Genomic DNA, 26,710 nt, shown 5'->3' with positions numbered 1-26,710 from the left:
GATGGAGAGACCCCCGGACCCGACCCAAGGTGCGATGCTTACTGCGACTTCCGGACGCGCAGGTACCACTCCGACAGCAAACGGACCTGTTTCGGCGTGTAACCCTTATCGGTCATGCGGTCGACGAACTGGTCATGCTTCTTCTGCTCGTCGACGGACGCCTTGGCGTTGAAGGAGATGACCGGCAGCAGATCCTCGGTGTTGGAGAACATCTTCTTCTCGATCACCACCCGCAGCTTCTCGTAGCTGGTCCACTTCGGATTGGCGCCGCCGTTATTGGCCCGCGCCCGCAGCACGAAGTTGACGATCTCGTTGCGGAAATCCTTGGGATTGGAGATACCCGCGGGCTTCTCGATCTTCTCCAGCTCCTCGTTCAAGGCCCCGCGGTTCATCATCTCGCCGGTGTCCGGATCGCGGTATTCCTGATCCTGGATCCAGTAATCGGCGTAGATCACGTAGCGGTCGAAGATGTTCTGACCGTACTCGGCATAGGACTCCAGGTAAGCGGTCTGGAGTTCCTTGCCGATGAACTCCGCATACCGCGGCGCCAGGTATTGCTTGAGATAGCTGAGATAGCGCTCCTGCGTATCGGGCGGCAGCTGCTCGCGCGCGACCTGCCGCTCCAAGATGTAGAGCAGGTGCACGGGGTTTGCCGCCACCTCGGTGTGGTCGAAGTTGAAGACCTGCGACAGGATCTTGAAGGCGAACCGGGTCGAGATGCCGGACATGCCCTCATCGACCCCCGCATAGTCGTGGTACTCCTGCACCGACTTGGCCTTGGGATCCGTATCCTTGAGGTTCTCGCCGTTGTAGACACGCATCTTGGAGAACATGCTCGAATTCTCCGGCTCCTTCAGACGCGTGAGCACCGAGAAGCGCGCCATCATTTCGAGCGTGCCGGGGGCGCAGGGCGCCTCGGAGAGCGAACTGTTGCGCAACAGCTTCTCGTAGATGTGGACCTCCTCGTTCACCCGCAGGCAATAAGGCACCTTCACGATGAAGACGCGGTCGAGAAAGGCCTCGTTGTTCTTGTTGTTGCGGAAGGTCTGCCATTCCGACTCATTGGAGTGGGCCAGGATGATGCCTTGGAACGGCAGGGCGGACAGGCCCTCGGTGCCGTTGTAGTTGCCTTCCTGGGTCGCCGTGAGCAGCGGATGCAGCACCTTGATCGGCGCCTTGAACATCTCGACGAACTCCATCAGGCCCTGATTGGCCCGGCAAAGCGCGCCGGAGTAGCTATAGGCATCGGCGTCGTGCTGGGCGAATCGCTCCAACTGGCGGATGTCGACCTTGCCGACCAGCGAGGAGATGTCCTGGTTGTTCTCGTCGCCAGGCTCGGTCTTCGCGATCGCCACCTGCTCGAGGATCGAGGGATAGAGCTTGACGACCTTGAACTTGGTGATGTCGCCGTGGAACTCCTGCAATCGCTTCACGGCCCAGGGCGACATGATGGTCCGCAGGTACCGATCGGGGATCCCGTAGTCCTCTGCGAGGATCGGACCGTCTTCTTCCGGCGAGAAGAGACTGAGCGGTGACTCGAACACGGGCGAGCCATGTATGGCGTAGAAGGGGCGCTCCTGCATGAGCTCCTTGAGCTTCTCGGCCAGGGAGGACTTGCCGCCGCCGACCGGGCCGAGCAGATAGAGGATCTGCTTCTTCTCCTCCAGTCCCTGGGAGGCGTGTTTCAAATAGGAGACCAGATGCTCGATCGACTCCTCCATGCCGTAGAACTCGGCGAAGGCGGGATAGCGGCGCAGCACCTTATTTTGAAAGATCCGACTCAACCGAGGGTCGTCCCGCGTATCGACCAGCTCGGCCTCTCCGATCGCCATCAACAACCGCTCCGCCGAGCCGGCGTAGGCGGTTGGATCGGCTTTACAGAGCTCCAGATACTCGTTCAGGCTCATCACCTCCTCGCGGGAGGCTTCATAACGTGCCTGATAGCGTTCGAAGATCGACATTTCTCGATTACCTCACTCGGAAGCTGATGATGCTCACACCCGACCCGGCGTCGATCGCGACGCGCATTCAGGATCCAAATGCTCGGGGCGAGGAGGGGAAAAGACAAGTCGCACCGGAATTTAAGCAACAAGCAAGCCACGGCGTTGTTTGGCCTCGGCGCAACACCGCACTCAATCGTCGCGCACTCCGGTCGCGCGCCCGTGTCGCGCGACCCAACGCTAATCCGCACTGATTTAGTGCATCAAGCACCCCAAGGCACCCGGCCTTCGAACACCGCGCTTGCCCTTTGAGTCAGGGCGCCTTTCGAGCGATTGCGGATCACTGCGAGGCAAGCCCAATCCCGTTCGCCCCAGATTGGGGCACGTTGCCCGTCCGCTTCGGCGGCATCTGGACCTGAGACTCGTTCAGTCAAATGGCTGCCGCAAGGCCCGGTGAAAAGGGCGAGTCGCAAAATCGAGACAAGGGTCGTCACAGAAGGGCTGCACACCGCGATTGCGTTGGGCACCCTCATCATGGGGTCCTGCCCGAGCAGGTTAGACAAGCGAAAGACCGAATCGTCTCGCGCGCAATCAGCCATCGGCCTCGCTCATGAGACCGACCAAGCCGTCGGGTCGCATTCAATCGCCGTGACAGGGCGCATCCCGTACACCGCGCCGCGGGCGGCCACGCCGGGCCGAGGCGGAATCCTGTAACATAGCCGAACATAGCGCCGTGCCCGAGATCACCCCGCATGCCCGATTCCTACATCGAACGAATCCTCAAGGCACGCGTCTACGACGTCGCCCAGGAGACGCCCCTCACCCGTGCCCCCCAGCTCTCCACCCGCCTGGGCAACGAGGTCTTCCTGAAGCGCGAAGATCTCCAGCCGGTCTTCTCCTTCAAGCTGCGCGGGGCCTACAACAAGCTGATCCACCTCGGGGCGATCGCGCGCGAGCGCGGCGTCATCGCCGCCAGCGCTGGCAACCACGCCCAGGGCGTCGCGCTGGGCGCCAACCGCCTGGGCATCCAGGCCACCATCGTCATGCCCCGCACCACGCCAGGCATCAAAGTCCGCTCGGTGCGCGCCCATGGCGGCAAGGTGGTGCTGCACGGGGACTCCTATGACGAGGCCTACACGCACGCCATGGAGCTGGTCGCCGACAGGGGTCTGACCTTCATCCACCCCTTCGACGATCCGGACGTGATCGCCGGACAAGGGACCATCGGCATGGAGATCCTGCGCCAGCATCCGCGGCCGCCCTACGCCATCTTCGTCCCCGTCGGCGGGGGCGGACTCATCGCCGGCATCGCCGCCTACGTGAAGTGGCTCTACCCCGAGGTCAGGATCATCGGCGTCGAGCCGGAAGAGGCACCCACGCTGCATGCGGCGCTCGCGGCCGGCGAACGCGTGACCCTGCCGCAGGTCGGCCTCTTCGCCGATGGCGTGGCGGTGCGATTGATCGGGGAGGAGACCTTCAGGGTCGCCCGCGCGCGCGTCGACGACGTGGTGCTGGTCAGCACGGACGAGATCTGCGCCGCCATCAAGGACATCTTCGACGACACCCGCGGCATCGCCGAGCCCGCCGGCGCCCTGGCCGTCGCCGGGCTCAAGCGCTGGGTCGAGAAGACGGGCACGCGCGGCGCCCATCTGGTTGCGATCGAGAGCGGCGCCAACATCAACTTCGATCGCCTGCGCCACGTCGCGGAGCGCGCCGAGCTCGGCGAGCATCGCGAGGCCCTGCTGGCGGTGGAGATCCCCGAGCGCCCCGGCAGCTTCCTCGCCTTCTGCAAGACCCTGGGCAAGCGCCAGATCACCGAGTTCAACTACCGCTACGCCGACGCGCGCCGCGCGCAGGTGTTCGTCGGCATCGAGCTCTCCAAGGGACACGACGAGCGCGCCGAGCTGATCGCCCGCCTCATCGACAAGGACTTCAAGGTGCTCGACATGACGGACAACGAGACCGCCAAGCAGCACATCCGGTTCATGGTCGGTGGCCACGCCCCAGGGATCGAGCAGGAGACCCTGGTCCGTTTCGAGTTCCCCGAGCGCCCGGGCGCCCTGCTCAATTTCCTCACCGCGCTCGGCAAGCGCTGGAACATCAGCCTCTTCCACTACCGCAACCACGGCGCCGCCTATGGCCGCGTGCTCATGGGCGCGCAGATCCCGGCCGCCGACCAGGCCGAGTTCCGCCGCTCGCTCGACACCCTGGGCTACCCCTACTGGGAAGAGACGGACAACCCCGCCTATCAGGTCTTTGCCGGTGTCGGCAGCGATGACTCTGAGAGCGCCGCCCCAGCGTAAGCGGCGCCGTTCTGGCCGACCGGTCGCGGCGGGGCGCCGCTCCCACCAGGACCGGTCGATGCCGAGCCGCAGCCCTGCGTTCGCGCGACGCTGTCGCGGGCGGCGACACTCCAGCGCCTCGTCGCGGTCTCTACCTCTAGCGTCTGATCTTCAGCGCCTTATCTTCAGCGAGGTCCACCAGAGAATGCTCAACCACAGAAACGCCCGCATCGCGCTCAAGAGTCTCCTGATCTTGGCGCTGCTGGCCGGAGGCACTGCGATGGCCATCGAAGAGCCAAAGTACGAGGTCGTGCGCACCTATCCCCTGTTCGAGCTGCGGCAATACGCGCCCTATCTCGTTGCGGAGACGGAGGTGACGGGCGACTTCGAGGACGTCGGCAACCAGGCCTTTGGCATCCTGGCCGACTACATCTTCGGCAACAACCGCTCCAAGACCAAGCTGGCGATGACGGCGCCGGTCAATCAGCGCCCCGCCGAGGGCGAGAAGATCCCGATGACCGCCCCGGTCAGCCAGCGGACCAGCGCAAGCGATGCGGGCAGCTACGTGTTCAGCTTCGTCATGCCGTCCGGATACCGTCTCGACACCTTGCCGACACCCAATAATCCGCGTATCGCGCTGCGCGAAGAGCCCGCCAAACGCATGGCCGTCAGGCGGTACTCCGGGCGCTGGACCCGGAGCAACTACGAGGAGAATCGACGCATCTTGTTGATGGCGGTCCAGGAGGCCGGCCTCAAACCGATCGGCGACCCCCTGTATGCCCGCTACAACCCGCCCTTCACGCCCTGGTTCCTGCGGCGCAACGAGGTAATGGTGGAGATCGGGTCACAGGCGGATTGAGGCTGCGCGCCTCTGTTCGGGACTTTGAGCCAGCCAGCCGCTGGCTCAAAGCCCCAGCTCCTTCCAGCGCGCCTGGATGCGCTTGACCGAGACCGGACCCGCCGTCCCCAGCTGCTGGGCGAACAGCGAGACCCGCAGCTCCTCCAGCAGCCAGCGGATCTCCTCGAGCCGCGGATCCTGACGCCCGGCCGATCGGGCAGCCTGAGCGCGCTCACTCCAACGGCGCTGGATCTCGGCGATCTCGGTCATCCATTGCCGGTCTCGGGTCGGGGCGTGCGCCAGCCGATCGATGCGCTGCTCGATGGCCTTGAGATAGCGCGGGTAGTCCTTGAGATGCACATAGGGAATCTGCTGGGCAAAGCCGCGAAAGACCAACGCATCGAGCTGGCCGCGGATGTCCATGACCGAGGGCATCCAGTTGACCTGGGTGATGTTCGCGAGCCGCTTGCGCAAACCTTGATAGGCGCCGAGGATCCCGTCGAGCAGGGCGCACACCTCGGCCGCCATGCCAAAGAGCCGCCCCTTGCGCTCGGCGAGCCGCGCCTCGAACGCCTGCTGGGTACGGATCGGCGCCAGCCCCTCCGCGAAGGTCAGATCCAGGATGAGGGCGACCAGCTCGTCGGCGAGATCCGGCTCCTTGGTGGTCGGGGCCTTGCCCGTCAGTTTGGCCCCTGCATCGTCCTGCTTGGGCGCCTTGGCATATTGAAGCCGCATGCGGCCGAGATTGGGCAGATCCTTGCGCAGCCGGCGCAGATCCGCACCCAGGTGCAGCATGAAGAGCCGTCGAAGCCCGCCGCGCTGCGCCGCTGCCGCGCCCTCCGCGGAGTCCAGCACCTGGATCGCCACGCTGTCGCCGGCATCCAGCAGGGCCGGGAAGCCACGCAGCTTGATGCCGGCCCGCGTCAGCTCGACGTGTTCGGGCAGGTCGCCGAAATCCCACCGGGTGAGGCCCTCGCGCTCGAGGTGACTGGTCGGGATGTGCGCGAAACCCTGCTGGGCCTGATCGGCGAACTCGCGCTTGAGCCTGACCGGATCATCGCCGACGGCGATGCGCTTGCCGGACTCGTCCACGAGCCGAATCTTCATCCGCAGGTGCTCGGGAACCGCGGTCGCGTCCCAGGCGTCTTCGGGAATCTGAACGCCGGTGAGATCCTTGAGCGCCTCGCCGAGCGCCTGCAGAAGCGGCCGATCCGAGGGCGCGAGACGCGCCGCCAGCTTGGCCGCCGTGTCCGGGATCGGCACGAAGGACTTGCGCAGCGGCTTGGGCAAGCCGCGCAGCAGGGCCGTGATGCGCTCCTCGATGAGACCGGGCACCAGCCACTCGAGCCGGTCCGCGGAGACCTGATTGATGAGCGGCAGCGGGACCACCAGGGTCACGCCATCGACCGCCTGCCCAGGCTCGAAGTGATACTCCAGCGGCAGCGCCGTGGCGCCGACCTGGAGGCTGTCCGGGAAGGCCTGCTGGGTGACGTCGGCCGCGGCGTGCGCCATGAGGTCGGACATGCGCATGTGCAGGATCTTGGGATCCTTGCGGCTGGCCTGCCGAAGCCACTGCTCAAGCTGGGGTGTCGAGTAGATGCCGCTTGGAACCCGCTGCGCATAGAAGGCATGGATGGCCTCCTCGTCGACCAGGATGTCGCGGCGGCGGGACTTGGCCTCCAGGTGGCGGACATACTCGATGAGATCCTGGTTGTGCCGCCAGAATGGCGCCCGGGTCTGGAAGTCGCCCTCGGCCAAACCGAAGCGCAGAAAGATCTCGCGCGACTCGGCCGGATTGATGGGGCCGTAATTGACGCGCCGCTTGGGGACGAGCGTCACGCCATAGAGGGTGACCTTCTCGTAGGCCCCGACCTGACCGGATTTCGACTGCCAGTGCGGCTCCGAGTAGCTGCGCTGGATCAGGTGGCTGGCGGCCCCCTCGACCCAGGCAGGCTGGATCTTGGCGGCGATGCGACCGTACTGCCGGGTCGTCTCGACCCGCTCGGCCACCATCACCCACTTGGGTGGCTTGGCGAAGAGTCCCGAGCTTGGATGGACGAAGAAGCGGCTGTTGCGCGCGCCCTGGAATTCCCGCTCGCCCTCGCGGAAGCCGATGTTGCTCAGGAGCCCGGCGAGCAAGGCCCGGTGGATCTTGTCATGGCTGTCGGACGCCGGCTTGCCGTCCGCCGGTGGCTGGTGCCTGGCCGTCGATGACTGAAAGCCCATCTCCAACATCTGCTCACGCAGCTGGGTGTGGATGTCATGCCACTCCTGCACCCGATTCCAGGACAGGAAATGCCGCTGGCAGAGCTTGATGAACTTGTTGCGGGACAGCTCCTTGCGTTCCTTCTCAAGGAAGTCCCAGAGGTTGAGAAAGGTGAGAAAGTCGGAGTCCGGATGGGCGAAGGTCGCGTGGATCTCGTCCGCGGCCTGCTGCTTGTCGAGCGGACGCTCGCGCGGATCCTGCACGCTCAGCGCGGCGGCGATGATCAGCACCTCGTCGAGACACGGCTGCTCGGTCGCCGCGAGCAGCATCCGCGCGATGCGCGGGTCGACCGGCAGGCGGGCGAGCTGCCGGCCAAGGGGGGTGAGTCCGCCCTCGGCGTCGATCGCCGCCAGCTCCTCAAGCGTCCGGTAGCCGTCCGAGACCAGCCTGGAATCGGGCGGATCGACGAAGGGGAAGCGCTCGATCGCCCCGAAGCCGAGCAGCTTCATCTGCAGGATGACGGACGCCAGGTTGGTCCGCGCGATCTCGGGCTCGGTGAAGGCGGCGCGAGACTGGAAATTGTCTTCCGTATAGAGCCGGATGCAGACACCCGCGGCCACCCGTCCGCAGCGGCCCTGGCGCTGATTGGCGCTGGCCTGGGAGACGCGCTCGACCGGGAGGCGCTGGACCTTGGTGCGGTGGCTGTAGCGGCTGATGCGCGCGAAGCCCGGGTCGATCACGTAGCGGATGCCGGGCACCGTGAGCGAGGTCTCGGCCACATTGGTGGCGAGCACCACGCGCCGGGTGCCGTGCGATTGGAAGATCCGCGCCTGCTCCCGCGGCCCCTGCCGGGCGAACAGGGGCAGGATCTCGGTCGAGGGCGGATGCTGCTTGCGCAGGGTCTCGGCGGTCTCGCGGATCTCGCGCTCGCCGGACAGGAAGACCAGCACGTCCCCCGCCCCGACGCGCGCCAGCTCACCGACGGCGTCGGAGATCGCTTGCTGCATGGCGTCGTCGCGCTCGGAGGCGTTCTCGTCCTCCGGCGGGCGATAACGCACCTCGACCGGATAGGTGCGCCCGGAGATCTCGATAATGGGTGCCGGCGTGCCCTGCCCGTCGGCAAAGTGCTTGGCGAAGCGCTCGGGGTCGATGGTCGCCGAGGTCACGATAACCTTGAGGTCCGGACGCTTGGGCAGAATGCCGCGCAAATAGCCAAGCAGGAAGTCGATGTTGAGGCTGCGCTCGTGGGCCTCGTCGATGATGAGGGTGTCGTACTCGGTGAGGAAGCGGTCATGCTGAATCTCGGCGAGCAGCATGCCGTCGGTCATCAGCTTGATCGCGGTCTCGGGGCGGATCCGATCATGGAAGCGCACCTTGTAGCCGACCAGGCCGCCCATCTCCACGCCCAGCTCCTGAGCGACGCGACTCGCCAGGCTGCGCGCGGCGATACGACGCGGCTGAGTGTGGCCGATGCGCCCCAGGATGCCGCGCCCCAGCTCCAGGCAGATCTTGGGCAGCTGCGTCGACTTGCCGGAGCCGGTCTCGCCACAGAGCACCAGCACCTGGTGACGGGCGATGAGGTCCGCCACCTGTTCGCGCCGCTCGCTGACCGGCAGCTCCGGTGGATAGTCGATGGCCGGGACCAGGGTCTTGCGTCGCTCGACCAGCGCCTGTGACGCGCGCACGGATTGCCAGAGCTGTGCCAGACCCTGGTCGAACGGCTGGCCCGCCTCAGCGCGGCGGCGCAGTCCCCGCAGACGCCCTCGCAACCCGTGGCGATCACGGATCAGACAGCGCTCGACGTCACGCTCGTTGGGAAAATCGGATGGGTTCACGCTGGTTCCAGGCGCGCGGTGGCAGGTGTCGGTGCTGTCGTTCGCTTCTGAGTCGGACAGGCGCCTAGACGCCCGAGGTGTCCGTCACGGCGAACTCGAAATCCATCGCAACGGACGGAGGTTGAACATAGGGGCCCTGGATGAGATCCACACCCGCGCCAAAGAGCCGCGCGATGGCCGCCGGACCATCCACGCCGGTCGCGATGACCCGGGCGCCGCAGGCCTTGATGGATTGAATCAGCCAGGCGATGGAATCCGCATCCGGCCCATGGATGACGCTGCGGCTGATGCGCACGTAGGCCGAGGGGACGGCATGCAGCACGCGCATGCTGCGCTCGCTGAAGTCGATGCCATTCAGACACACCCGAATGCCGAGCTTGTGGAGCTGACGGGCGCGCTGGATGGCGAGCTCCAGGCGCTGATCCGCCTCCGCGATCTCGAATTGCAGCACCGGGCGCAGACGCACCAGATCCCGGTCATTGATCTGGTCCCTCACCCAATCGACCCAGTCTTCCTTCGCGAGGCCAAGCAAGGTCTGGTGGATGAAGAGCAGCACGGGCTCGCCGGCGTCGAGCTTCGCCTTGAGCACGTCCAGACCGGCGCTGAGCAACCAGCGATCGAAGCGGTTTGCGAGCCCCGCCTGGAGCACGATCGGCAGGAACTCAGCCGGCGGCAGCAGCTCGCCGTCGCCGACGATGACGCGCGGCGTCAGCTCATAGCGCTCGCCCACGACGCCGGTGAGGGTCATCATGGGCTGGTAGAGAATCTCGAAACGCTGGGTGCGAATCGCCTCCAGGATGCTCAGCCGATGGTCTTCCGCATCGTCGGCCAACTTCGCCGCCTCGTAGCGCCCGAGCTGATCGGAACCTCCACGCAAAGACCAGCGCGCCGCCTTGCCGGCCCGCGAGAGCAGCGTCACGGCATCCTTGCAGGCGCCGGTGATGGGATACCAGCCGCCGCCGACATCCGCCCCCATGGTCCGCTCGTCCAGCAGCTTGCCGACACCGAAGACGAGACTCTGGGCGAACTCGGCAATCAACTGGTGGCTCTCGCGCCAGACCAGCACCGCAATGGAGCGATCAGAGGTTCGCGCGGCCAGGTCCCCGGGGCGGATGTGCGCCGCGACCTCCGCCGCCGCCAATTCCAGCGTCTCCGCGATCCCCATGATGTCGAGATAGACGATGGCCCGCTGGCCCATTCGTCGCCCATCGATCGCAACGGGGTTGGCGGCGGAATGCGCCGGATACGACTGCCCCAGGAGCCAATCCAAACGCTTGAGCAGACACTCGCGCGTCGCCAGCCGCGTCAGGGGGTCGATGCTGTCCGGGCCCTGCCAACGGCGTTTGCGCTCGTCAGCGCGCTTGAGGCGATTGCGCACGCTCTCGACCAGTCGGTCCGGCGCCACGGGCTTGGAGAGGAAGTCGTCCCCGCCGATCCGCAGCGCGGCCATCTGCAGGCTCGGGTCCAGCTCGGACGACAGGAAAATGATGGGAACCTCCGCGAACCTGTCTTGGCTGCGGATGATGCCGGTCAGCTCGATCCCCGAGGCGCCCGGCATGTGCAGGTCCATGAGCACCAGATCCGGCGCGAAGCGATCCAGCGCCTCCATGACCTGCAGCGGATTGGTGACACGCTCCGTCACCATGCCGGCACCCTGGAGAACGCGCGAGGCGAAGAGCGCCGCGACCGGCTGATCGTCGACCACGAGCACCCTGACAGACTCCTCAGGCCGCACCCCCAGCATTCCCGCCACCCGCTCCGCCAGCTCCGCGACCGGATCGGAGAGCAGCAACAACGCCTCCGCGCCGGCGCGCATGGCCGCGAGCCGATAGCGAATATCGTCCACGTGGGCCAAGACCGCGAGCCGCGTCGGCGTTGACAATCCGAGTGCGCGCAGCTCGGCGGGCAGCGACTCGATCTCGCCGGGGTCCGCGAAGGAGCGCGTATCCAGCAACAGCAAGTCCACGCGCTGGGATCGGACGAGCGCGAGCGCCTCCGCCAGCCGCGGGCAGAGGTCGCACTCGATGGCGAGCGCCGCAAGCGCCTGGCGCACGTCCTCGGCCTTTTCCGTGTCCGCCATCAGGAGCAGGACTGTACCGGTGGATGGGTCTTCGCGCATGGTCGGGTTCGTTTCCTCTGAACTGGGTCGGCATCGGCATCGGGTCGCGCCAGGCTGAGATGAGCGACATCGCACACACCCAGAGCCAGTCGATGCATTCAGTGCCCGCAAGGGATCTCCGACGTCACACCTCGCACGGAGCGTCCCAACGCACCTTTCTGGCGCCGATTATCGACCCTATCAACCGAAATACGAAACATCTCCCTGAACGGGCGTGTAACTACCACGGATGTCTAGGTGGATTGGGCCGAGGGAGGAGGTCCAACGAAAGGGTGCATGTTGGGCCTCCTGAAGTCGGCCTAACGCGCATGCAGGAGTGGCTGCACCCCCGGAAAAGCTGGGCGGTGCGCATCTCTGATGATCGCAACCCTGACAGGCGTCCGGAGGCGCAATCATGGCGGGTTCAGCGGAATGGAACAATCGGGCAGCAGCGCGGGGGAATCGGCCATCGAAGGACCGCCGACAACCAGAAGGAGTCTGGCTGCCGAGGTCCGTCGATCGGCGAGGAGCATCGATCAGGGGGACAGACAGCAACCGCCGGACGCTTACCGAGCGCGAATCATCGACCCAGCCGACGCGCTCACCGATGACTCAGGGGCTGCGCCAGAAGCCCCCCGTGCCTCAGAGCCCATAGGGGGTTTGGTACCACTCTCGCAGCACCTTGAGGTCGCGGGCCGGCAGATAGTCATAGGCCCCCATGAGGTCGGCATGGACCGCCTCGGCCAGCTGATGCGAAACCTTCCGGTTGGTCAGCATGTGGAAATACCAGGCGAAGGGGTAGCCCATCTCCCGGTCGAAGCCGTGGATCTGATTTGCCAGCTTGGCGCCGCGGGCGACTTCCGCGCCGGGCAGCTCGGGCACCTGCTCGGGCATGACGGGCACCGGCTTTGCCATGAGATGGCCGTCGCCGTCGCGATCCTGGTACTCGCGGATGGAGAGCACCCAGTGGTGGCAGAAGCCATCGGACTCACCGGCCGAGCTGCGGTCCCAGTCGTCGAGGAAGCGCACCAGCTTCGGCCCCGCGTCCGGTGAAGCCACGAGGTCCGGCACCCGGACCAGGCGCCGAAACAACAGCCGCGGCGCCCCCACGGGCTCGTGCTCGACGCGGGGAAAATCGATGGGGTCGACGAAGTCGGCAATGCTGTCCGGAAACCAATCCGGGTCCGAGATGGTGCGGTCCAGAACCTCCTGGAGCTGCTCGACCTCGATCTGGATGAAATCACGCGCCAGGGGTCCGGTCCGGGCAACCAGATAGTGGGTGCGGCCGTTCATGCGGGTCGCGAAGTACTGGACGTCGGCGAGCTTGAACATCAGCTCGTCGATATCGCCACCAGACTCCGCCTCGGCCCACTCGGTGATGTTGTGGGCGATACGCTTGCCGTCGAGATCCACCACGCCTCCGAGGCGGTGCCAGCCGGCGCGGGTCATGGCATGGCGCACGCTCAGATCCGGCAACTCGGCCTGGATGGCGGCGACGATGGCCTCGATGCTGTCCGGCACCGCGACCGCCTGGCACGCCTGCGCCACGCGCAGCTCCAGATCGGCGACCAAAGCGGGCTCCTGGGTACGCGCTGTCTTCACCATAGGACTCGACTCACGATTCGTCTGCTGCATGTGGATCTTTTCTGGATTGGGCGGCACGGCCCTCGGCGATGGCACGAACATCGGGGTCCGAGTCCTCGATCAATGCCCCAAGCATCTCGAGCGGCAAGCGCTCGGCGAGCCGCGCCCGGACGCGCCAATCGGGGTCGGCCAGCAGGGACTGGGCTTCCTCGAAGCGGATGCGCTCCGCCACCTTCAACCGAACCTCGGGCTCAGGATCATCGCGCATCAGCCCCAGGCTCTCGACGGGGAGGCGCTCGGCCACGGTGACGCGCACCTGCCGGTCCGGATCGCGGATCATGCGAAACAGCCGTCCGGGCGCGAGTCTGCGCGCCACGTACTGGCGCACCAGGTAGTCCGGATCCGTGGCCAGGCGCTCCACCCGATCCGGCGGCAGACGGTCGGCAACGGTGACACGGACCTCGCGATCGGGATCACCGATGAGCGCATCCAGTGCCTCGATCGGCAGCCGATAGGCAAGCACCCGGCGCACCACCTCATCCGGGTCCTGAATCAGGGGCAGGAGCTTCTTCTGCGACAGATAGCGGGCCGCGATCGCGCGACGCTCCCAGAAGCTGTCGCCGGCATAGTCGTCGGCCAGCGCTGGATTGACGCGGAAGAAACGCTCGATCTGGCGCCCGCTCATGGCCCGCACACAGACGTCGCCGGGTGTGCAGCGGCCATTGGTGAGCAGGTCGCGGCGGTGCGGGCAGCCGCTGCAGTTACCCGCCGATGCGCGCGCTGTCTGAAGGTCTTGTGTCGACTTCATGATCGCGTGCACTCGCTTGCTCAAACCTCATCGTCGACCTGGGCGAGCAGGAGTCCCGTCGCCGCCTCGAGGTCGCGCGTGAGCTTCATGCAGTGCTCGCGGCCGTCGACGAGGTAGATGTTGAAGCCGTCGTCCTCGAGAAAGGGCGCATCGGTGCCGACCTCATCCTCGAGGCAGCGGGTGAAATGCAGACCGGAGAGGCTCTCGCGCAGGGCGGCCAGGGTCTGGTCGTTCAGACCGGCGCGGCGGACGATCTCGGCGACCTGCTGGACCCGGCGCTCCTCGATCATGCCTCGCTCTCCTCACGCTCGAAGCGAACCCGCTCCTCCGGGGACTTGCCCATGACCTTGGCGAGCCAGGGCGGGATCTTGCCGGCCAGCACCCGCTGGAGCGCGACGATGCGCTCGCGGGCACTGCCGCCATCGGGATCCTTGATGGGGTGGATATCCTTCTTGACGACCTTGGCGGCGGGCGGACCGCCGATCGAGGCGACATAGAGCACCTGACAGTCGGCGATGAGATCGGCCCGGTAGGCGTTCTTGTCGTCGTCCGCCTGGGAGTCGTCGATCTCGCGGACGTCGATGAGCCGGCTTTCGGTCGCGGAGACCTGATAGACCAGGAAGCGGCGGGCGGAGCCGAAGTGGCCGTCGAGATCCTCGGCGTGATTGGAGGCGCAGGCGACGCGGATGGAATCGGGCAGATCGCCCTCGGCATAGGGCTCGACCGGCGGTGGCGGCTCCAGGTCCTCGATGCCCTCGCCCTTGAGGATGGCGAGCGCGACCTTGAGGTCTTCCTGGTCGAGATCGGCCAGTTCACCCTCGGCGGCGTGCTTGAGATCCCTGACCTTGAGGCCAGCCAGACTCTCGGCGGTGGGCGGAAGGCCGACGGCGTCCGCGAGAACGCGGATCAGGCGGGCGGGGTCCATATCGGGAAGGGTCCGAGCGGCGAGCCCGATCCGCAGGGCGATGTCTTCGGAGAGAGAGCCGTTGGCCATGGCGCGTTTCCTCAGGTCTCTAGGTCGCTGTCTTTGAGTGTTCTCACGGCACCGCTCGGGGGTGTCGCGGATGTTGGTATAACGGCCTCCCCGGCGTTTCGCGCCCTGGGGAGCGTGACACCGCACGGCGGTGTCACGCGAAGCAAGGACGCCTCAGACCGGAACGATGCAGTCGTCTTCCATGCAGGCTTCCAGGCACTGGGGGGTTCCCGGCTCGCCGTCCCCCTCGCACTCGCTGCAGGTGTTGGCGTCGATCTTGTAGACGCCCTTGAAGGGGGTGATGGACTGGGTCGGGCAGACCGGCTCGCAGTCACCGCAGGCGGTGCACAGTTCACGAACGATTTTCAGGGCCATTTGAATACTCCAGATCATGCTGTAAGGAGATCGTGCTCTCACGGAGATCGCGCTCGAAGCTCGGGACTGGGCTCAGGCGTCACCCGCTCCGAGGATCCGTGAAACGATCAGTCATCGGCGCGCTTGAAGCGCAGCGTCGTCGGAAACGCCGGCGGCGGGCTGATGGGGTCGATGTACCAGCGCGAGCCATCGGTCAGCTCCACCTCGCCGCCCCAGGTCTCCGGGGTATCCGTCTGCACGGAGGCGATGGTCTCCTCCATGTCTTTCTTGGCGACGTAGAAGAGCAGACCACCGGCTTCGTTCTTGCGAATCATCACATTGGGCATGGGGATCTCGCCGTCTTGAGGGGCTTCGATCAGGACCAGCCGCCAACCACCACGGGGGGGGGGCCGGAGGCTGGTCGCTGGCCGCTACCTGACCAGGTCGTAGTTGTAGTCCGTCACGCCCATTTCGCGGGTCTCCTCGTCCAGGCGCTCCAGGACGGCGTTGACCAGCGTGGTGAGAATGTACATGGCGCCCTCGTAGCCCAGCGTCGTCATGCGATGCAGGTGATGACGATCGAAGATCGGGAAGCCGATGCGGATCAACGGAACCTCGAACTCCTTGCCCTTGTGCAGGGTGTCGCGCTGGATGAACTTGCCGTAGCTGTTGCCGATCAGGAAGTCCGGCTTGTCGGTGAAGCACAGCGAGCGCAGGTGCCAGAGGTCGCAGCCGATGTGGACCTGACCATTGGCGCCGTAGGGCGACTCGGAGAGGATCTGTTCCACCGCCTTCTTCCAGCGCTTGTTGGCGTGGTTGCAGAGGATGTGGGTCGGCTCGGCGCCCAGCTCCATCAGGAACTTGACCATGCCCAGGACGTAGTCGGCATCGCCGTAGAGGGCGAACTTCTTGCCGTGCAGCCAGGTGTGGCTGTCGGTCATCATGTCCACCAGACGGCCGCGCTCCTTGGCGAGCGACTCCGGAATCTCCTTGCCGGTCAGCTCGGAGACCTTCATCAGGAACTCGTCGGTCCACTCCAGGCCCATGGGGATGTTGAGCGCCGGGACGTCATGCTTCCAGGTGATCTGCGCGAACTTCTTGGTCTTCGGCAGCTGCCAGGGCTGCAGCAGGACGGTGTCGATGGCGTTCGGGGCGTCCTTCATGTCCGCAACCGGGGTGCCGCCGTCATACATGCGGAACTCGCCGTCGGCCGGGGTATCCAGCACCTCGGTCGGATCGCACAGCAGGCTGTAGCCGACACCCATCTCCTTCATCATGCGGTGCATGACGCGGTAGTTGCCGAGATAGGTCTCGAAGCCCGGCACGATGTTGATCTTGGCTTTGGAGCCAACGACCTTGTCGTCCATGTAGTTCAGCGTGAAATAGCGCTGGATGCCCTCGAACATGTTGTCCCAGCCGGTGGTGTGGCTGCCGACGAAGCTCGGGGTGTGGGCAAAAGGCGTCGGGAACTCGGCCGGGATGTAACCTTCCTTCTTGGCATTGCCGATGAAGGCGTTGAGGTCGTCACCGATGACCTCGGCCATGCAGGTGGTGCTGACCGCGATCATCTCGGGCTTGTAGAGCGCCTTGGCGTTCTCCAGACCGTCGAACATGTTCTTCTGACCGCCGAAGACCGCCGCGTCCTCGGTCATGGAGTCGGACACGCAGGCAACCGGCTCCTTGAAATGACGGTTGAAGTAGGTGCGGAAGTAGGCGACGCAGCCCTGCGAGCCGTGCACGTAAGGCAGGGTCTTCTCGAAGCCCAGGGCGCAGAGCACGGCGCCGAGCGGCTGACAGGCCTTGGCCGGGTTGACCGTCAGGGCCTCGCGCTTGAAGTTCAGCTCCTGATATTCCTTGGTCGTCGTCCACTGGAAGGTCTCCTCGATCTTATCGAGCGAGGGAACCTCTTCCACCGTGTCGCGTTTCGCCGCGAGGTTCGCCTTGTAGTCATCGTCGCGGAACAAGGGGTAGCAAGGCTTGATGTTATCGACTGTCTGGCTCATGAGTATGCTCCTGTCGCGCCGCTAATCCGCGGACGGCGACATGAATGGGAAAGTTCGGTCGTATCCTGGCCGGTCGGTGGGCGTGGGAGCGACACCTCGCCGCGGGTCGAATCGCGACGAGGCGCCGCTCCCACTACCGCACCCAGTCGGGCTCTCGGCCCGCCGGTGATTAGCTGGCCGCGGCGATCGCCTCGGCCTCACCCGCGGCCGGCTTCTGCCAGGGCGCCTGCATGCTCTTCCAGCAGGGGTTGTTGATCGTCATGTCCATGTCGCGCGCGAAGATGGCAAAGCCGTCGTAGCCGTGATAAGGACCCGAGTAATCCCAGGAGTGCATCTGACGGAAAGGCACGCCCATCTTCTGGAAGATGTACTTTTCCTTGATGCCGGAGCCGATCAGATCGGGCTTGACCTTCTTGACGAACTCCTCGAACTCGTAGCCGGTGACGTCGTCGTAGAGCAGGGTCGCGTTGCCCATCTCCTTGATGGTGCGGTCGTAGTCGTCGTTATGCGCGAACTCGTAGCCCGTGCCGACCACTTCCATGCCCAGGTCCTCATAGGCGCCGATGACGTGGCGCGGACGCAGGCCGCCGACGTAGAGCATGACGCGCTTGCCTTCCAGGCGCGGACGGTACTTGGTGATGACCGCGGCGTACTCGGCCTCGTACTTGGCGATGACCTTCTCGGCGTTGGCCTGGATGGTCTCGTCGAAGAAGGCGGCGATCTTGCGCAACGACTCGGCGATCTTGGTCGGGCCGAAGAAGTTGTACTCCATCCATGGCACCCCGTACTTCTCTTCCATGAAGCGGCTGATGTAGTTCATGGAGCGGTAGCAGTGGATGAGGTTGAGCTTGACCTTGGGGGTCAGCTCCATCTCCGCCAGGGTGCCGTCGCCGGACCACTGGGCCACCACGCGCAGACCCATCTCCTCGAGCAGGATGCGCGAGGCCCAGGCGTCGCCGCCGATGTTGTAGTCACCGATGACCGCCACGTCGTAGGGCGTGGTCGCGAAGGACTCGTCGCCGTCGCGGTTGCCGATGACCCAGTCACGGATGGCGTCATTGGCGATGTGGTGACCCAGCGACTGGGACACGCCACGGAAGCCCTCGCAACGCACTGGAACGATCGGCTTCTCGAGCTCCTTGCTCATCTTCTTGGAGACGGCCTCGATGTCGTCACCGATGAGACCGATCGGGCACTCGGACTGAACGCTGATGCCCTTGACCAGCGGGAAGAGCTGCTCGATCTCGGCGATCAGCTTGGCGAGCTTCTTGTCGCCGCCGAAGACGATGTCCTTCTCCTGGAAGTCCGAGGTGAAGTTCATGGTGCCGAAGGTGTTCACACCCGTATGACCGACGTAGTAGTTGCGGCGACCGGCGCGCGAATACTGACCGCAGCCGACCGGACCATGGGAGATATGAACCATGTCCTTGATCGGACCCCAGACCACACCCTTGGAGCCGGCATAGGCACAACCGCGAACGGTCATGACGCCCGGCAGGGACTTACGGTTGGAGGTGATGCACTTCTTGGACTGTTCGATCGATTGATCGTTGACGGCCAAGTGCTTGGCGCGATCCTTCTTGGCCTTGTCCGGGTAGACCTCGAGCACCTCTTGGATGAGGTTCTGGGTCTCTTCGCGAGTCAATGCTGTCATACGGGCTTTCCTCACAATCGGCGCCGTGACCAATCCGTCAACGAGCGCGCGTCGAGAAATCTAAGGCGATGGACGCTGGCGCCGAGGCACCGCGCCCCCTGAACGGGCGATCGGAGCCTTAAGCGGCCACCTCGGCATCCGCGCTCTTGCCGATGATGCTCTCGTCTTCCTCGTCCATCAGACCGAAGTCCATCAGCAGGTCTTCGAGTGCATCCATGGTGATCGGGGTCGGAATGACGAAGTTCTTGTTGTCGATGATCTTCTGCGCGAGCTGACGGTACTCGTCGGCCTGCTTGGCCTTGGGGTCGTACTCGATGACGGTCATGCGACGGATCTCGGCGCGCTGCACCACGTTGTCACGCGGCACGAAGTGGATCATCTGCGTGCCCAACTGACGGGCCAACTCCATGATCAGCTCATCTTCGCGGGCGGTGTTGCGGCTGTTGCAGATGAGGCCGGCGAGACGCACGCTGCCGGAGCTGGCGTACTTCACGATGCCCTTGGAGATGTTGTTGGCCGCGTACATGGCCATCATCTCGCCGGAGCAGACGATGTAGATCTCCTGCGCCTTGTTCTCGCGGATCGGCATGGCGAAGCCACCGCACACGACGTCGCCGAGCACGTCATAGAAGACGAAGTCGAGATCAGCCTCGTACGCGCCTTCCTCTTCGAGGAAGTTGATGGCGGTGATAACGCCGCGGCCGGCGCAGCCGACGCCCGGCTCGGGACCACCGGACTCGACGCACTTGATGTTGCCGTAACCGACCTTCAGCACGTCTTCCAGCTCGAGGTCTTCGACCGAGCCAGCCTCGGCCGCCATCTCCATGATGGTGTTCTGCGCCTTGGAGTGCAGGATCAGGCGGGTGGAGTCGGCCTTGGGGTCACAACCGACGATCATGACCTTCTTGCCCAGCTCGGCCAGACCGGCAACGAGGTTCTGGGTGGTGGTGGACTTGCCGATACCGCCTTTGCCGTAGATGGCGCATTGACGCATTGCCATGGTAGTTTCTCCTGTTGGCTCACTGTTGCAAGCGTTGAACGAATCTTCACTCGCAAGCTATCTAGCAACCAGCGTGCCAAACAATAAAAAAACCTAAGCGCCTGTTTATAAATGGCACTTAACACGCCACCACGCCTGATCGACTGGTAGCATCCCCGACAAAGCCGGAGGGGCTGTATGGATAACAACAGACAAATCGAACAAGACAGCCAACCGCCCCCCTCGCTCCCGGCAAACGCCCGCCTGCCGATCAACCGTTGCAACCTGCCCGCCGTCATCCTCGGCAGCCTGACCTTTCAGGAGCACCCGGTCGCGCTGGAGATCGACGGCATCCGCGACTTCCACGCGGACCTCTTCCGCGCGCTCGAAACGCTGCCCGAGCAGCCGGATCGCGCGCAGCGTTTCATGGACTACATGACCGTGCGCTTCTTGCTGGAAGAGCTGGAGGGAGCTGGACTGACGCCGGGGCGCAAGCGCAAGTCGCGCGCGAACGCCAACTATCTGCGCATGGTGCGAGGCTGGTCGTTCGACTCGGACGGACGCGAGGGTGCCGTGCTCAAGCGCTGGGTCGAGAGCCGCTTCGGCCTGCTCGCGAGACACCACGCAGGCTCATTGATCGACCGCCACGGCGACGCCTATCAGGACTACGTCCTCCAGGGCGCGCGCGGTCTCTACGCGACCAACGCGCTGGAGGCGCAGCTCGACCTGCTCTATACCTATTGTCAGTACGAGCTGCCGCGCGAGTACCCCGAGACCAGCCACCTGCGGCTCTACCGCGGGATCAACCGCATCGACGAGCATGAAGTCCTGGAGCGGCGCGTCTGCGGTCGGCACCGTGTGCTGCTGAACAATCTCAACAGCTTCACCAGCAACCGCGAGCGCGCGGACGAGTTCGGCGACTACATCCTCGTGGCCGAGGTGCCCCTGTCGAAGATCTTCTTCTCCAACCGACTGCTGCCCGGAATGCTGAAGGGAGAAGACGAATACGTGGTGATCGGCGGCGCCTACGAGGTCTGCATCAGCACCATCTGATGCCGGCATCGGCACACTCGATCCCACGCACCCTATAGAGAGGCGCGCCGCCGTAGGATGGGCAAAGCCCGTGCTCGGTGGCTCCACCGGAGTGCTGGCGTTGGACGGGCGTGCCCATCGTTCGCATCTCGGCGCTGGCAAGATGGGCACGCCGCGCCTGGCCCATCCCACGGGGACGGTGTTTTTCGGAAATCGCCCAAGGCCGATTGTCGCGTCTGCGACAAAGCAGATGTCCGCGCATCGCCGCCGATTGGTCCCAGGCGGCGAATCCGGGCAGAATGACGGTCTCCATGAGCACAGCGACAGCAACCACGTGGACGCCATCCGCCTCATCACCCTGGATCTCGACGATACCCTGTGGCCTTGCCAGCCCGTCATCCAAGCGGCGAAGGAGGCGCTCCACGCCTGGCTGCGCGAACGGGCGCCGCGACTGACGGACGCACACGACATCGCCAGCATGCGCCTGCATCGGCAGGGCATCATGAAACGGGAGCCCGAGATCGCCCATGACCTCGGGCGGGTGCGCCACCACGCATTGGTCGAGCTGCTCGAGCGCTTCGACTACGACAGGGCACTCGCGGACCAGGCGCTGGCCCTGTTCATCGAGCACCGTTGCCGCGTCGAGCCCTATGCCGATGTGCTGCCAGCGCTGCGCGTCCTATCAACGAGGTATCGCCTGGTCTCGCTGACCAACGGCAACTCCAATATCGAGGTCACCCCTCTGAACGGTCTTTTCAAACACAGCCTCTCAGCCGCCGATGTGGGCGCCGCCAAGCCGGACCCCGCCATGTTCGCGCAGGCGCTCGCCCTCACCGACTGCCAACCGAACGAGTGCCTGCATCTGGGCGACGACCCCTGGATGGATGTCGATGCCGCGCGTCGCGCGGGTTTGCACGCCGCATGGATCAATCGCACCGACCGCGACTGGCCGCAGGCGCTGCAACGGCCGACGCTGACGATCAAGACGCTCGACGCGCTCGTCGACTGGCTGGAAGGCATCGAGCATGGACTTTGAGCTGATCGCACGTGACGGGCTGGCGCGACGCGGGCGCTTGACGTTCGCGCGCGGAACGGTCGAAACCCCGGCCTTCATGCCCGTCGGCACCTATGGCACGGTCAAGGCCATGACGCCGGAGGAGCTGCTGGAGGTCGGCGCCGAGATCGTGCTCGGGAACACCTTTCATCTCATGCTGCGTCCGGGCACCGACATCGTCCGGCTGTGCGGCGACCTCCATGGCTTCATGCACTGGGAGCGCCCCATCCTCACCGACTCGGGCGGCTTTCAGGTCTTCAGCCTGGGCGATCTGCGCAAGATCACCGAGGAGGGGGTCCACTTCCAATCGCCTATCGACGGCAGCCCCGTCTTTCTGAGCCCCGAGGTCTCGATGCAGGTCCAGCGCGCGCTGGGCTCCGACATCGTCATGATCTTCGACGAGTGCACGCCCTATCCCGCCGACGAGGCACGGGCGCGCGCGTCCATGGAGCTGTCGCTGCGCTGGGCCGCCCGCTCGCGCGAGGCGCACGGCGACAATCCCTCGGCCTTGTTCGGCATCGTCCAGGGCGGGATGCACGCGGGTCCGCGCGCCGAATCGCTGGAGGGTCTGATGCGCATCGGTTTCGATGGCTATGCCATCGGCGGCCTCTCCGTCGGCGAGCCGGAAGAGGACCGGCTCGGCGTCCTGGATTTCCTCTCCGACAAGCTGCCGACCGAGCGGCCGCGCTATCTCATGGGCGTCGGCACCCCGGACGACATCGTCGCCGCCGTTCAGCGCGGTATCGACATGTTCGACTGCGTCATGCCCACCCGCAACGCGCGTAACGGCTACCTCTTCACGCACCACGGCATCGTCAAGATCCGCAACGCCGCCAATCGGACCAACGAGGGTCCGCTCGACCCCCTGTGCGACTGCTACACCTGCCGCAACTACAGCCGCGCCTACCTCCACCACCTGGACAAGTGCAAGGAGATCCTGGGCGCGCGCCTGGGCACCATCCACAACCTGCGCTACTACCAGACGCTGATGCGCGGCCTGCGAGAGGCCATCGCGACCGAACAGCTCGACACGTTCGTCCGCGAGCGCCGCGCCTTTCAAGCGGCAAGCAGAGCTTGAGAGGAACCCCCTCCCTGGCGGAGGGGCCACGCCCGCCGGCCAGCAGATCGGCCTCCCACACAGCCACGACCTCGCCCCGAACCCGGCGTTCGAGGCGCCCTCGACCGCCACAGGGTGCTGGCGCCATGCGCCGCGTATCAGGGCGTGCGTGAACGACCTGTAACCTTCCCGAGCGGATTTCCACTCTCACGATCGGCGGCGGTGTGCGATAATTCCGGGCCATCTTCTTGGGGCCGAACCCTATTTCGACAGTGCTTGATCTCACCCGAACGATTGGATAGGTCGACACGACGGCCCGCATGACACGACGGCCCGCTCAACACGACGGTCCGCATAACACTAGGGAAACACTATGAGCTTCTTCATCACCGACGCCCTCGCGCAAGGCGAGCCCGCCGCCTCTGCCGGCGATCCCTTCATGGCCTTGCTGCCCTTGGTGCTCTTCGCCGTGATCTTCTATTTCCTGCTGATCCGCCCTCAGGCGAAGCGTCAGAAGGAGCACCGCAAGATGGTCGAGAGCCTCGCCAAGGGCGACGAGGTCATCACCATGGGCGGCATCGCCGGGCGCATCGGCGACATCGGCGAGAACTTCGCGCTGGTCGAAATCGCCGACGGCGTTCAGGTCAAGATCCGTCGCGCGGCCGTCGAGTCCGTGCTGCCGAAGGGCACCTTGAAGGAGCTCTGAAGCACGGTCGGCGATCCGACACGACTGCGGCTTGGGCTGCCCCGCACCCAAGCCCATCCCTTTTCGGCACAGGGTCATCGGGCATCGGCTGAGAGCCCACGCGCCGCCCTCCTATCCGACACCCCACCCTGCCTCTCGCGACCAGCGACGTTCAGATTTGGAACAACAATGAACCGATACCCTCTGTGGAAGAATCTCCTGATTCTGGGCGTGATCCTGGTCGGCCTCCTCCTGGCCTGGCCGAATCTCTACTCCCAGGATCCATCCATCGAAATCACTGCCGCGCGTGGCGCCGAGATCACCGATGCCAGCGCCGGAGAGCTGCGCGCCGCGCTCGAGAACGCCAAGGTCCCCTTCAAGACCACCGAGCCCCGCGAGGGCGGTAAGCTCTTGATCCGCTTCGCCACGCCCGGCGACCAGCTCAAGGGGCAGGAGGCCATCGAGCAAACCCTGTCCGAGCGCTACCGCACCGCACTCACCCAGGTTGCCGACCTGCCTGGCTGGATGCGCGCAATGGGCATGAGCCAGATGTCCCTGGGCCTGGATCTGCGCGGGGGCATTCACGTCGTGATCGACGTCGATATGGAGGCCGCCCTGGATCAGGCGCTGGAGCGTTACGTCGGCGATATCCGCACCCAGCTGCGCGAGGACAAGATCCGTTACCTGACGGTGAACCGCGACGGCGGCAGCCTGCAGATCAAGTTCAACGACGCCGAGACCCGCGACGCCGGCGAGAAGGCGCTCAAGCGCGAGTTTCGCGATCTCGACATCCAACCGGCTGACAATGGCGGCGAATTCACGCTGCTCGCCAGCCTGCCCGAGGCCCAGCAACAGCAGATCAAGGACTTCGCGCTGGAGCAGAACATCACGACCCTGCGCAACCGCGTCAACGCGCTTGGCGTGGCAGAGCCCAGCATCGCCCGTCAGGGTGAGCGGCGCATCGTCGTCGAGCTGCCCGGCGCCCAGGATCCGGGACGCCTGAAAGAGATCCTCGGCGCGACCGCGACGCTGGAGTACCGCCTGGTCGACACCGAGAACAGCGTTGCCGATGCGGTCGGCGGACGTGTCCCCGTCGGCAGCAAGCTCTACTCCGAACGCAACGGCACGCCCATCCTGCTCAAGCGCCGCGTCATCGTCACCGGCGATCAGATCACCGACGCCTCCGCCGGCTTCGACAGCCAGAGCGGCACACCGGCGGTCTTCGTCAATCTCGACGGCCAGGGCGCGCGCCGCATGCGCGACGTCACCACCGAGAACGTCGGCAAGCCCATGGCGGTCGTCTTCATCGAGAACCGCACCACCACCCAGATGGTCGACGGCGAGCCGGTCAAGACCAACCGCAAGGTCGAAGAGGTCATCAGCGTCGCCAACATCCGCGAGCCCTTTGGCCGACGCTTCCAGACCACCGGCCTCGACAGCAGCGATGAGGCGCACAACACCGCCCTGCTGCTGCGCTCCGGCGCCTTGGCCGCCCCGATTCAGATCGTCGAGGAGCGCACCATCGGCCCCAGCCTTGGTCAGGACAACATCGACCAGGGCTTCATCTCCGTCGTCATCGGCCTGGCGCTCGTCGTTGGCTTCATGGCGCTCTACTACCGCATGTTCGGCCTGGTCGCGGACCTGGTCCTGGTGGTCAACCTGGTGCTGATCGTGGCGGTGCTCTCCATGCTGCAGGCCACCCTCACCCTGCCGGGTATCGCCGGCATCGTGCTCACCGTCGGCATGGCGGTGGACGCCAACGTGCTCATCTTCGAGCGCATCCGCGAGGAGATCCGCAACGGCAACTCTCCGCAGGCCAGCATCCACGCGGGCTATGACAAGGCCCTGTCGACCATCGTCGACGCCAATGTGACGACGCTCATCGCCGCGGTGGTGCTCTTCAGCTTCGGCACCGGCCCCATCAAGGGCTTCGCCGTGACACTCTTCATCGGTATCGTCACCTCCATGTTTACCGCCATCCTCGGATCGCGCGCCCTGATCAACCTGATCTACGGCGGCCGGCGACTGAGCAAACTGGCCATCTGAGCGAGTGAACCGCATGACCAGAAAAGGCACCATCAACGACCTGAACATCGACTTCATGGGCAAGACCAAACTCGCCGGGATCCTCTCGGCGAGCGCGCTCGTCATCTGCCTGCTCTCGATCCTGATCCGAGGCTTCGATTTCGGACTGGACTTCACGGGCGGAACCCTCATCGAGCTCGGCTACGAGCAGCCCGCCGAGCTGAGCGACATCCGCGCCGCGCTTGAGACAGAGGGGCTGAACGCCGGGACCATCCAATACTTCGGCGCGCGCTCGGACGTGCTCATCCGCATGGCGCCGCAGGAGGACGCCGAAGAGGACAGCGCCCACCTCAGCGACCGCGTCTATCGCACCCTGAGCAAGGCCTCCGCGGGCGCCATCGAGCTTCGCCGCGTCGAATTCGTCGGCCCCCAAGTCGGCGAGGAACTGCGCGAGCAGGGCGGCCTCGCGATCCTCTTCTCGCTCATCGGCATCCTCATCTACGTCGCCCTGCGCTTCGAGTGGCGTTTCGCCGTGGGCGCCGTCGTCGCGCTCATCCATGACGTGCTCTTCACCGTCGGCATGTTCTCCATCTTCCAGATCCCCTTCGATCTGACCGTGCTCGCCGCGGTGCTGGCCGTCATCGGCTACTCCCTGAACGACACCATCGTCATCTTCGACCGCATCCGCGAGAACTTCCGCCGCATGCGCAAGGGCACCGTCCTCGGCATCACCAACAGCTCCATCAACCAGACCCTCTCGCGCACCATCGTCACCTCCGGAACGACCCTCCTGGTGCTTTTCGCCCTCTACTTCCTGGGCGGCGAGGCGATCAGCGGCTTCTCACTCGCGCTCATCATCGGCATCGTGATCGGCACCTATTCCACCATCTACGTCGCCACCGCCGTCGTCATCTGGCTAGGACTCAGCCGAGGGGACCTGATGCCCGTCAAGAAGGAAGGTGCCGAGTTGGGGGCCTTGCCTTAGCAGCGGCCATCCTGCGCCCACTTGCGCCGAACCAGGCGCAAGGGCGCCCAACCGACGAACCCCGCAAGGGCCATCTGTGCGTGCAGATGGCCCTTTTCCGTTGTCTGCGCGCCTGTCCGACGGGGCGGGATCGAAGCGAGAGCGACTCGCCGGACCGGCTCCTGAGCAGACCCCGGGAAGATCGGCGCCCCCGGATCATCCGTCGTCGCAATGCGCGCTGTCGCGAAGAGACTTGATCGGCATGCGGTCGTGAAAGATAGTGGCGTATGAGGATCGGCCAGTGGACGCTCAGATGACGCAGACTCACACCCCCCCGCC

Annotated in this window: 20 protein-coding genes; 8 read left to right on the top strand and 12 right to left on the bottom strand. The window is 65.2% G+C overall.

Annotation, left to right across the window (positions count from 1 at the left end):
* Nucleotides 1-38 precede the first annotated feature (38 nt).
* A complete protein-coding gene (locus CKO23_RS00990) occupies nucleotides 39-1,961 on the bottom strand; it encodes a PrkA family serine protein kinase (RefSeq protein ID WP_200327879.1) in 1,923 nt (640 codons plus the stop codon).
* Between the two features lie 731 nt (nucleotides 1,962-2,692).
* Here CKO23_RS00990 and ilvA point away from each other — a divergent pair.
* Together ilvA and CKO23_RS00980 are read left to right on the top strand one after the other, a co-directional pair.
* Nucleotides 2,693-4,243, top strand: a complete 1,551-nt coding sequence (ilvA, locus tag CKO23_RS00985; protein ID WP_200327878.1) for a threonine ammonia-lyase, biosynthetic — start codon at nucleotides 2,693-2,695, stop codon at nucleotides 4,241-4,243.
* A 184-nt stretch (nucleotides 4,244-4,427) separates the two neighbouring features.
* Nucleotides 4,428-5,081, top strand: coding sequence for an SOUL family heme-binding protein (locus CKO23_RS00980; protein ID WP_346014538.1), 654 nt, complete (start codon nucleotides 4,428-4,430; stop codon nucleotides 5,079-5,081).
* A gap of 45 nt (nucleotides 5,082-5,126) precedes the next feature.
* Here the strand turns inward: CKO23_RS00980 and hrpA are convergent, their stop codons facing one another.
* The 11 genes from hrpA to nifH form a co-directional block, all read right to left on the bottom strand.
* A complete protein-coding gene (hrpA, locus tag CKO23_RS00975; RefSeq protein ID WP_200327877.1) occupies nucleotides 5,127-9,101 on the bottom strand; it encodes an ATP-dependent RNA helicase HrpA in 3,975 nt (1,324 codons plus the stop codon).
* 64 nt (nucleotides 9,102-9,165) lie between these two features.
* The gene (locus CKO23_RS00970; RefSeq protein ID WP_200327876.1) at nucleotides 9,166-11,220 is read right to left on the bottom strand and encodes an EAL domain-containing protein; all 2,055 of its coding nucleotides are present in this window, start codon (nucleotides 11,218-11,220) and stop codon (nucleotides 9,166-9,168) included.
* Between the two features lie 621 nt (nucleotides 11,221-11,841).
* Entirely contained in the window at nucleotides 11,842-12,804 is a 963-nt protein-coding gene (locus tag CKO23_RS00965; RefSeq protein WP_200327875.1) for a hypothetical protein, read from the bottom strand.
* A 10-nt stretch (nucleotides 12,805-12,814) separates the two neighbouring features.
* Nucleotides 12,815-13,591 carry a 4Fe4S-binding leucine-rich repeat protein gene (locus CKO23_RS00960; protein WP_200327874.1) on the bottom strand — a complete coding sequence of 259 codons (777 nt, stop codon included), beginning with the start codon at nucleotides 13,589-13,591 and terminating at the stop codon, nucleotides 12,815-12,817.
* Between the two features lie 20 nt (nucleotides 13,592-13,611).
* Entirely contained in the window at nucleotides 13,612-13,881 is a 270-nt protein-coding gene (locus tag CKO23_RS00955; RefSeq protein WP_200327873.1) for a DUF6129 family protein, read from the bottom strand.
* On the bottom strand, nucleotides 13,878-14,585 hold the full coding sequence (locus CKO23_RS00950; RefSeq protein ID WP_200327872.1) for a dinitrogenase iron-molybdenum cofactor biosynthesis protein: 708 nt from the start codon (nucleotides 14,583-14,585) through the stop codon (nucleotides 13,878-13,880). The genes CKO23_RS00955 and CKO23_RS00950 overlap by 4 nt, the downstream gene beginning before the upstream one ends.
* Before the next feature lie 153 nt (nucleotides 14,586-14,738).
* Nucleotides 14,739-14,939, bottom strand: coding sequence for a 4Fe-4S binding protein (locus tag CKO23_RS00945; protein ID WP_200327871.1), 201 nt, complete (start codon nucleotides 14,937-14,939; stop codon nucleotides 14,739-14,741).
* Nucleotides 14,940-15,046: 107 nt separating this feature from the next.
* Nucleotides 15,047-15,265 (bottom strand): putative nitrogen fixation protein NifT, encoded by a 219-nt coding sequence (gene nifT / locus CKO23_RS00940; RefSeq protein WP_200327870.1) that lies wholly within the window; start codon nucleotides 15,263-15,265, stop codon nucleotides 15,047-15,049.
* An 84-nt stretch (nucleotides 15,266-15,349) separates the two neighbouring features.
* A complete protein-coding gene (nifK, locus tag CKO23_RS00935) occupies nucleotides 15,350-16,921 on the bottom strand; it encodes a nitrogenase molybdenum-iron protein subunit beta (protein ID WP_200327869.1) in 1,572 nt (523 codons plus the stop codon).
* Between the two features lie 169 nt (nucleotides 16,922-17,090).
* Nucleotides 17,091-18,575 carry a nitrogenase molybdenum-iron protein alpha chain gene (nifD, locus tag CKO23_RS00930; protein ID WP_200327868.1) on the bottom strand — a complete coding sequence of 495 codons (1,485 nt, stop codon included), beginning with the start codon at nucleotides 18,573-18,575 and terminating at the stop codon, nucleotides 17,091-17,093.
* A gap of 118 nt (nucleotides 18,576-18,693) precedes the next feature.
* Nucleotides 18,694-19,575: a nitrogenase iron protein gene (gene nifH / locus CKO23_RS00925; protein WP_200327867.1), complete on the bottom strand. Its 882-nt coding sequence runs from the start codon at nucleotides 19,573-19,575 to the stop codon at nucleotides 18,694-18,696.
* Nucleotides 19,576-19,752: 177 nt separating this feature from the next.
* On the opposite strand from nifH, the gene CKO23_RS00920 reads away from it, so the two are divergent.
* The 6 genes from CKO23_RS00920 (at nucleotide 19,753) to secF (ending at nucleotide 26,392) form a co-directional block, all read left to right on the top strand.
* Nucleotides 19,753-20,607, top strand: a complete 855-nt coding sequence (locus CKO23_RS00920) for an NAD(+)--dinitrogen-reductase ADP-D-ribosyltransferase (RefSeq protein ID WP_200327866.1) — start codon at nucleotides 19,753-19,755, stop codon at nucleotides 20,605-20,607.
* Between the two features lie 229 nt (nucleotides 20,608-20,836).
* Nucleotides 20,837-21,622, top strand: a complete 786-nt coding sequence (locus tag CKO23_RS00915) for an HAD family hydrolase (protein WP_200327865.1) — start codon at nucleotides 20,837-20,839, stop codon at nucleotides 21,620-21,622.
* On the top strand, nucleotides 21,612-22,718 hold the full coding sequence (tgt, locus tag CKO23_RS00910) for a tRNA guanosine(34) transglycosylase Tgt (RefSeq protein WP_200327864.1): 1,107 nt from the start codon (nucleotides 21,612-21,614) through the stop codon (nucleotides 22,716-22,718). Before CKO23_RS00915 ends, tgt begins: the two co-directional genes overlap by 11 nt.
* Before the next feature lie 352 nt (nucleotides 22,719-23,070).
* Entirely contained in the window at nucleotides 23,071-23,403 is a 333-nt protein-coding gene (gene yajC / locus CKO23_RS00905) for a preprotein translocase subunit YajC (RefSeq protein WP_200327863.1), read from the top strand.
* A 168-nt stretch (nucleotides 23,404-23,571) separates the two neighbouring features.
* On the top strand, nucleotides 23,572-25,428 hold the full coding sequence (gene secD, locus CKO23_RS00900) for a protein translocase subunit SecD (RefSeq protein WP_200327862.1): 1,857 nt from the start codon (nucleotides 23,572-23,574) through the stop codon (nucleotides 25,426-25,428).
* Between the two features lie 13 nt (nucleotides 25,429-25,441).
* Nucleotides 25,442-26,392, top strand: coding sequence for a protein translocase subunit SecF (secF, locus tag CKO23_RS00895; RefSeq protein ID WP_200327861.1), 951 nt, complete (start codon nucleotides 25,442-25,444; stop codon nucleotides 26,390-26,392).
* Nucleotides 26,393-26,710: the final 318 nt, after the last annotated feature.

The organism is Thiocystis violacea, assembly GCF_016583565.1.
Classification (GTDB): domain Bacteria; phylum Pseudomonadota; class Gammaproteobacteria; order Chromatiales; family Chromatiaceae; genus Thiorhodococcus; species Thiorhodococcus violaceus_A.
The sequence above is the reverse complement of the archived record's forward strand: the minus strand, read 5'-3'. Positions and strand labels throughout refer to the sequence as shown.